Source organism: Clavibacter lycopersici (genome assembly GCF_003576405.1).
Classification (GTDB): Bacteria; Actinomycetota; Actinomycetes; order Actinomycetales; family Microbacteriaceae; genus Clavibacter; species Clavibacter lycopersici.
The window spans coordinates 1-7,201 of the sequence record NZ_QWGT01000144.1 but is presented as its reverse complement, the minus strand read 5'-3'; the positions used below and the strand labels follow the sequence as shown (position 1 = coordinate 7,201).

The following is a 7,201-nucleotide window of genomic DNA, read 5'->3' as shown; positions in this document are numbered from 1 at the left end:
CCGCGCGGCCGGCATCGACGTGACCGTCGTGCCCGAGGCGTCCCCGGATCCGCGCGCCTCCGCCGACGCGGTGGCCGCCCTGCACGACGCGGGCGCGACGAGCACCATCGCCGTCGGCGCCGCCTACGCGGACGACGCCTCGCTCGAGGGCCGGATCCGCACGGCCGCCACGGGCGACCAGCTGCCGGGCGGCGGCCAGCTCGTCCTGCCGGGCAAGCGCTACGTCGCGCTCTACGGCGCCGCCGGGACGGGCGCCCTCGGCGTGCTCGGCGAGCAGGGCCCAGCGGACGCCGTGGCGCGGGCGAAGGCGCAGGCCGCGGAGTACCAGCCGTACTCCGACGAGCCCGTGATCCCCATGTTCGAGCTGATCGCGACGGTGGCCGCGGGCAGCGCGGGCCCGGACGGCGACTACTCCAACGAGGTGCCCGTCGAGACCCTGCAGCCGTGGATCGACGCGGCCCGGGACGCGGGCGTCTACGTCGTCATCGACCTGCAGCCGGGTCGCACCGACTTCCTCACGCAGGCGAAGCGCTACGAGTCCGTGCTCGCGCAGCCGAACGTGGGTCTGGCGCTCGACCCCGAATGGCGCCTCGGCCCCGACCAGGTGCCGCTGAAGCAGATCGGCAGCGTCTCCGCGGCCGAGGTCGACGCGACCACCGACTGGCTCGCGGGCCTCGTGCGCGAGGACGGGCTGCCGCAGAAGATGCTCGTGCTGCACCAGTTCCGGCTCAGCATGATCCAGGACCGCGCGTCGCTCGACATGTCGCACCCGGAGCTCGCGATGCTCGTCCACGCGGACGGCCAGGGCGGCCAGCCGGACAAGCAGGCCACCTGGCGCGCCCTGCACGCCGACGCGCCCGCCGGCCTCGCGTGGGGCTGGAAGAACTTCATCGACGAGGACACGCCGATGCTGACGCCCGAGCAGACCATGCGCGACGTCTCGCCCGTCCCGGACCTCGTCACCTACCAGTAGCGGCGACGGTCATGGGCGTCAGGACTCGGTGACGACGCCCCGGTCCACGTGCCAGTGCCGGTCGAGGCGGACCGCGTCGAGCATCCGCCGGTCGTGCGTGACGAGCAGGAGCGTGCGGTCGTAGCCCTCGAGCGCCTGCTCCAGCTGCTCGATGGCGGGCAGGTCGAGGTGGTTGGTCGGCTCGTCGAGCACGAGCATGTTCACGCCGCGCGCCTGGAGGAGCGCGAGCCCCGCGCGGGTCCGCTCGCCGGGCGAGAGGCCGTCGACGGGACGCGTGACGTGGTCGGCCCGCAGGCCGAACTTCGCGAGCAGCGTGCGGACCTCGGCGGGCGACATGTCCGGCACCTGCTCCGCGAACGACTCGGCGAGCGGCGTGTCGCCCCGGAGGGCCTGGCGGGCCTGGTCGATCTCGCCGACCTGGACGCTCCGGCCGGCCGAGGCCTCCCCGGTGTCCGGGACGACGCGGCCGAGGATCAGCCCGAGCAGCGTCGACTTCCCGGCGCCGTTCGGCCCGGTGATCCCGATGCGATCGCCGCCGTCCACCTGCAGCGACACGGGACCGAGGGTGAAGCCGCCGCGGGTCACGGTGGCCTCGCGCAGAGTCGCGACCACGGCGCTCGATCGCGGCGCCTGCCCGATGGTGAAGGCGAGCTCCCACTCCTTGCGCGGCTCCTCGACCTCCTCGAGGCGGGCGATGCGGCTCTCCATCTGTCGGACCTTCTGGCCCTGCTTCTCGCTGGACTCCGCCGACGCCTTCCGGCGGATCTTGTCGTTGTCGGGCGCCTTGCGCATCGCGTTGCGGACGCCCTGCGACGACCACTCGCGCTGCGTGCGGGCGCGGGCGACGAGGTCGGCCTTGGTGTCGGCGAACTGCTCGTACGCGTCGCGCGCGTGTCGGCGCGCGACCTGGCGCTCCTCGAGGAACGCGTCGTAGCCGCCCTCGTAGACGCGCACGCTGTCCTGCGCGAGGTCGAGCTCGACGACGGTGGTGACGCAGCGCGCGAGGAACTCACGGTCGTGCGACACGAGCACGACGCCGCCGCGGAGGCCGCGCACGAAGGACTCCAGCCGGGCGAGGCCGTCGAGGTCGAGGTCGTTGGTGGGCTCGTCGAGGAGCACGACGTCGAAGCGGCTGAGGAGCAGCGCGGCGAGGGCGACGCGCGCGGCCTGGCCGCCGGAGAGGCCCGCGGTCGGGAGCGCGGGATCCAGGTCGAGGCCGAGCTCCGCGAGCGTCACGGGGATGCGTTCGTCGAGGTCGGCCGCGCCGCTCGCCATCCAGCGGTCGAGCGCGGTGGCGTACGCGTCGTCGGCGCCGGGGAGGCCCTCGCCGAGGGCGACCGCCGTGCGGTCCAGCTCGGCCGAGGCCTCCGCGCACCCGGTGCGGCGGGCGACGTAGCCCGCGACCGTCTCCCCCGGGATCCGCTCGTGCTCCTGCGGCAGCCAGCCGACGAACGCATCGGCGGGCGAGAGCAGCACGCGGCCGTCCTGGGGCGCGTCGACTCCGGCGAGGAGCCGCAGCAGCGTGCTCTTGCCCGCGCCGTTCGCGCCGACGAGGCCGACGACGTCCCCGGGCGCGACCGTCAGGTCGAGCCCGGAGAACAGCGTGCGGTGCCCGTGGCCTCCGGCGAGGCCGCGGGCGACGAGGGTCGCGGTCACGAGGCCTGCGCGCGCTCCAGCACGAGCTCGCGGACGCGTGCCGCGTCCGCCTGGCCGCGCATGGCCTTCATGACCGCGCCGATGACGGCGCCCGCGGCCTGGACCTTGCCGTCGCGGATCTTCGCGAGCACGTCGGGCTGCGCCTGGAGGGCCTCGTCGATGGCCGCGATGAGCGGCCCGTCGTCGGACACGACGGCGAGGCCGCGGGCGTCCACGACCTCCTGCGCCGTGCCCTCGCCGTCGATGACGCCCTCGATCACGTCGCGCGCGAGGCGGTTGGTGAGCGTGCCGGACTCGACGAGCTCGATGACGGACGCGACCTGCTCCGCGGTGATGAGCGTCGCCGCGTCCACGCCGCGCGCGTTGGCGATGCGGGCGATCTCCCCCGTCCACCACTTGCGCGCAGCCTGCGGTGCCGCGCCCGCCTCGACCGTGTCCACGAGCTCGGTGAGGAGCCCGGAGTTCACGACGTCCTGGAACTCCAGGTCCGTGAAGCCCCACTCCGCCTTCAGCCGGCGGCGGCGGATCGCGGGCGCCTCGGGCAGGGCCGCCCGCAGCTCCGCGATCAGCTCCGCGCTCGGCTGCACGGGCAGCAGGTCGGGCTCCGGGAAGTAGCGGTAGTCGTCGGCGTCGCTCTTCGGGCGCCCGGCCGAGGTGCGGCCGGTGTCCTCGTGCCAGTGGCGCGTCTCCTGCGTGATCGTGCCGCCGGCGGCGAGGATCGCCGCCTGGCGCTGGATCTCGTAGCGGATGGCGCGCTCGACGCTGCGGAGCGAGTTGACGTTCTTCGTCTCCGTGCGGGTGCCGAGCTTCCCGGATCCGCGCGGGCTCAGCGAGATGTTCGCGTCGCAGCGGAGGTTGCCGCGCTCCATCTTCGCGTCCGAGATGCCGAGCGCCACGACGATGTCGCGGATGGTCGACACGTACGCCTTCGCGAGCTCGGGCGCCTCGCCTTCCGCGCCGTAGATGATGTCGGTGACGATCTCCACGAGCGGCACACCCGCCCGGTTGTAGTCGACGAGCGAGTGGTCGGCGCCCTGGATCCGGCCCGTCGCGCCGCCCACGTGCGTGAGCTTCCCGGCGTCCTCCTCCATGTGCGCGCGCTCGATCGGCACCGTCACGATGCGGCCGTCGGGCATCTCCACCTCGACGGATCCGCGGAACGCGATGGGCTCGTCGAACTGGCTGATCTGGTAGTTCTTCGCGAGGTCCGGGTAGAAGTAGTTCTTCCGGGCGAAGCGCGAGCTCGGCGCGATCTCGCAGCCGAGCGCGAGGCCCAGGCTGATCGAGTGCTTGACGGCCTGCTCGTTCACCACGGGCAGCGAGCCGGGGAGCCCGAGGTCCACCGGCGTGATGTTGGTGTTGGGCTCGCCGCCGAAGAAGTTCGGGGCGTCGGAGAACATCTTCGTGCGCGTGTTCAGCTCCACGTGCACCTCGAACCCGAGGACGGGCTCGAACATCTCGATGGCCTTGTCGTAGTCCATCAGCTCTGCCTTGGCCATCAGTGCGTGTCTCCGTCCGTGGTGCGCGTCGCGGCGCGCGCGAGCTCGGGTGCCTGGGCGAGCAGGGGTCCGCCCCACTGCCGCTCGAGGATCCCCTCGAGCGCGGCGCCGACCGTGTAGAGGCGCGCGTCCTCGCGGGCGGGCGCCATGAACTGGATCCCGACGGGCAGGCCGTCCTCCGGCGCGAGGCCGATCGGGAGGCCGATGCCGGGGACGCCCGCGAGGTTCGCGGGGATCGTCGTGAGGTCGTTGAGGTACATGGCCAGCGGGTCGTCGAGCTTCTCGCCGAGCTTGAACGCCGTGGTGGGCGCGCTCGGCGTGACGAGCACGTCGACCTGCTGGAAGGCGGCGTCGAAGTCGCGCTGGATGAGCGTGCGCACCTTCTGCGCGCTGCCGTAGTACGCGTCGTAGTAGCCGGCGCTCAGCGCGTAGGTGCCGAGGATGATGCGGCGCTTGACCTCGGGGCCGAAGCCGGCCTCGCGGGTCGCGGCCATGACGTCCTCGACCGTGCCGCCGCCTGCCGGGTTGACCCGGAGGCCGAAGCGCACCGAGTCGAACTTGGCGAGGTTGCTCGACGCCTCCGCGGGGAGGATCAGGTAGTACGCGGCGATGGCGTGCTCGAAGTTCGGCGCGGAGACCTCGACGATCTCGGCGCCGGCCCGCTCGAGCAGGTCGAGCGCCTCGCGGAAGCGCTGCGTGACGCCGGCCTGGAAGCCCTCGCCGTCGAGCTGCTTCACGACGCCGATGCGGAGGCCCTCGACGGATCCCTCGCGCTGCCCGGCGCGTGCGGCCTCGGCGAACGAGGGCCACGCGTCGGTGAGCGACGTGGAGTCGCGCGGGTCGTGGCCGCCGATCACGTCGTGCACGAGCGCCGAGTCGAGCACCGTGCGGGAGACGGGGCCGACCTGGTCGAGGCTGGACGCGAGCGCGATCGCGCCGTAGCGGCTCACGCCGCCGTACGTGGGCTTGACGCCGACGGATCCGGTGACCGCCGCGGGCTGCCGGATGGAGCCGCCGGTGTCGGAGCCGAGCGCGACGGGCGCCTCGAACGCGGCGACCGCGGCCGCGGATCCGCCGCCCGAGCCGCCGGGGATGCGGTCGAGGTCCCACGGGTTGTGGGTCGCGCCGAACGCGGAGTGCTCGGTGGACGATCCCATCGCGAACTCGTCCATGTTGGTCTTGCCGAGCGGCACGAGGCCGGCCGCGCGGAGGCGCTGCACGACGGTGGCGTCGTACGGCGGGGTCCAGCCCTCGAGCATGCGCGAGCCCGCGGTGGACGGCATGTCGATGGTGCAGAGCACGTCCTTGATGGCGATGGGCACGCCGGCGAGCGGGCCGAGCGGTGCGCCGTCGGCGCGCTGGGCGTCGATCTCGGCGGCGCGCCCGAGCGCGCGTTCCCCGGAGACGTGGAGGAACGCGTGGACGTCGCCGTCGACGTGGTCGATGCGGTCGAGGTGGGCGCGCACGGCGTCGACGCTCGACACCTCGCGGGAGGCGAGGCGGTCGGCGAGGTCGGCGGCGCTGAGGCGCGTGAGGTCGTCGGTCATGGTGCTCCTACTGCTCTTCGCCGAGGATCGCGGACACCTTGAAGCGGGATCCGTCGTGCTCGGGTGCGCCCTGGAGCGCCTGGGCGGTGGTGAGGGTCTCGCCCGGCACATCGGGCCGGTAGACGTTGACCAGCGGGATCGGGTGGCTCGTCGCCGGGACGTCGGGGCCCGCGACCGCGGTGACCTTGGCGACCGACTCGACGATGAGGCCGAGCTCGGTCGTGAGCTGGTCGATCTCCTCCGGGCTCAGGCGGATGCGCGCGAGGCCGGCGAGGTGCTCCACCTGCTCCCGGCTGATCTGCTCCGTGGGGGTCGGCGCCTGCGAGTACGGCGCCTGGGGGGTCTCGTCCCCGCTGGTCGCGTCGGCGGGCTCGGGCCGGGTGTCGGGCATGCGTCTCCAAAGGACTGTGTGCGGGGGTACCGGGAGATTCTATTAGCGTGACCCCCATGCCCACCGCAGCCCGGATCCCCGCCCGACCCCGATCCGGACGCACCCGCGGGACCGTCGCCGCCGCCGTCGCGGCCCTCGCGCTCGTCCCCCTGGCCGGGTGCGCGCCCGTCAGCGACGTGCGCGGGAACTGGCACCTCGTCGCCGGGTCCGACTCCGCGGGCGACCTCGGCGTGGGCGACGCGCTCATCACGATGCGCGTGGGCGGCGGCCAGGTCAGCGGCCGCGGGCCCTGCAACGACTACTCCGGCCCGATGGCCGAGCAGGGCGACGGCATGCTCCGCGGGGTCGTCCCGGGCACGCTCCCGTGCGAGGACGGCGGGCTCGAGGCCCGCTACCTCCACGACCTCGTGGAGGTCTCGTCGCTGCGGGTGGACGACGGCCGCCTCGTCGCGACGGGACCCGACGACGTGCGCCTGGAGTACGCCGAGCGCAGCCGCGGCTGACCCGGCCGCCTGCCACCGCGCGCGCCGGCCTGCCGCCCGCCGCTACCTCCCGCTGGCGTCCGCGTGGACGTCGCGCTCGACCGGCTGGTCGATCCCGATGAGCGCGAGGTTCCGGAAGGACTCCGTGCCGCGGTCGAAGTAGCTGTTGTGCCCGACGACGCCCGCGAGCGAACCGTCGGCCGAGACGCCCGCCGACCCGCCCGTGCCGGTGACGCCGAAGTGCGCCGCCCCGAACGACGCGCTGCCCGGGTCCGACCCGAAGTACGACGAGCCGACCACCGGGTCCCCCGGGGCCTCGCCCACGAAGACGCGCCCCGCGGGCACGTCCAGCTGCCCGGCGTCGCGCACCGCGCCGCCCGGCGACCCGACCACGGCGAGCGCGTCCACGGACGCCCGGCCGCTCGAGAGCGCGAGCAGGGCCGCGGTCGACCCGTAGGAGTGGGCGATGACCGTGAGGTACGGCGGGTCGTCGCGGCGCAGGCCCTGGATGCCCTGGATCGCGCCCTCGAGGTGGTCGGCGCCCTCGTGCGCGAGGTCGAGGGACTGGATGCCCAGCAGGTCGGGCGTGCGGTAGCCGATCCAGGAGATGGTCGCGACGCCGCCCGCGTCGGCCCCCGCGCCGAGGAGCGTCG

At 74.1% G+C, this 7,201-nt stretch carries 6 protein-coding genes and 1 pseudogene; 2 read left to right on the top strand and 5 right to left on the bottom strand.

Translation table 11 applies throughout. The annotated features are described in order from the left end of the window. Window positions 1–973, top strand: a pseudogene (locus tag DZG00_RS10275) (hypothetical protein); the annotation flags it as partial. A gap of 18 nt (window positions 974–991) precedes the next feature. Here the strand turns inward: DZG00_RS10275 and DZG00_RS10270 are convergent. From DZG00_RS10270 to gatC, 4 genes are read right to left on the bottom strand one after another with little or no spacing between them, the layout of a single operon-like run. Beyond that, window positions 992–2,629 carry an ABC-F family ATP-binding cassette domain-containing protein gene (locus DZG00_RS10270; protein WP_119382220.1) on the bottom strand — a complete coding sequence of 546 codons (1,638 nt, stop codon included), beginning with the start codon at window positions 2,627–2,629 and terminating at the stop codon, window positions 992–994. Continuing rightward, window positions 2,626–4,128 carry an Asp-tRNA(Asn)/Glu-tRNA(Gln) amidotransferase subunit GatB gene (gene gatB, locus DZG00_RS10265; protein WP_119382221.1) on the bottom strand — a complete coding sequence of 501 codons (1,503 nt, stop codon included), beginning with the start codon at window positions 4,126–4,128 and terminating at the stop codon, window positions 2,626–2,628. Before gatB ends, DZG00_RS10270 begins: the two co-directional genes overlap by 4 nt. Further along, window positions 4,128–5,675: an Asp-tRNA(Asn)/Glu-tRNA(Gln) amidotransferase subunit GatA gene (gene gatA, locus DZG00_RS10260; RefSeq protein WP_119382222.1), complete on the bottom strand. Its 1,548-nt coding sequence runs from the start codon at window positions 5,673–5,675 to the stop codon at window positions 4,128–4,130. The genes gatB and gatA overlap by 1 nt, the downstream gene beginning before the upstream one ends. 7 nt (window positions 5,676–5,682) lie before the next feature. Continuing rightward, window positions 5,683–6,066, bottom strand: a complete 384-nt coding sequence (gatC, locus tag DZG00_RS10255) for an Asp-tRNA(Asn)/Glu-tRNA(Gln) amidotransferase subunit GatC (protein ID WP_119382223.1) — start codon at window positions 6,064–6,066, stop codon at window positions 5,683–5,685. Window positions 6,067–6,122: 56 nt separating this feature from the next. Between gatC and DZG00_RS10250 the strand changes: the two genes are divergently transcribed. After that, window positions 6,123–6,569 carry an META domain-containing protein gene (locus tag DZG00_RS10250; protein ID WP_233549078.1) on the top strand — a complete coding sequence of 149 codons (447 nt, stop codon included), beginning with the start codon at window positions 6,123–6,125 and terminating at the stop codon, window positions 6,567–6,569. Window positions 6,570–6,611: 42 nt separating this feature from the next. Here the strand turns inward: DZG00_RS10250 and DZG00_RS10245 are convergent. Beyond that, the coding region (locus DZG00_RS10245) for an alpha/beta hydrolase (protein WP_233550115.1) at window positions 6,612–7,201 on the bottom strand (590 nt) is incomplete at its 5' end.

Bases quoted from the DNA above. Each gene is read 5' to 3' on its own strand.
- gatC (WP_119382223.1), bottom strand. From the start codon at position 6,066: ATGCCCGACACCCGGCCCGAGCCCGCCGACGCGACCAGCGGGGACGAG.
- gatA (WP_119382222.1), bottom strand. From the start codon at position 5,675: ATGACCGACGACCTCACGCGCCTCAGCGCCGCCGACCTCGCCGACCGC.
- DZG00_RS10250 (WP_233549078.1), top strand. From the start codon at position 6,123: ATGCCCACCGCAGCCCGGATCCCCGCCCGACCCCGATCCGGACGCACC.
- gatB (WP_119382221.1), bottom strand. From the start codon at position 4,128: ATGGCCAAGGCAGAGCTGATGGACTACGACAAGGCCATCGAGATGTTC.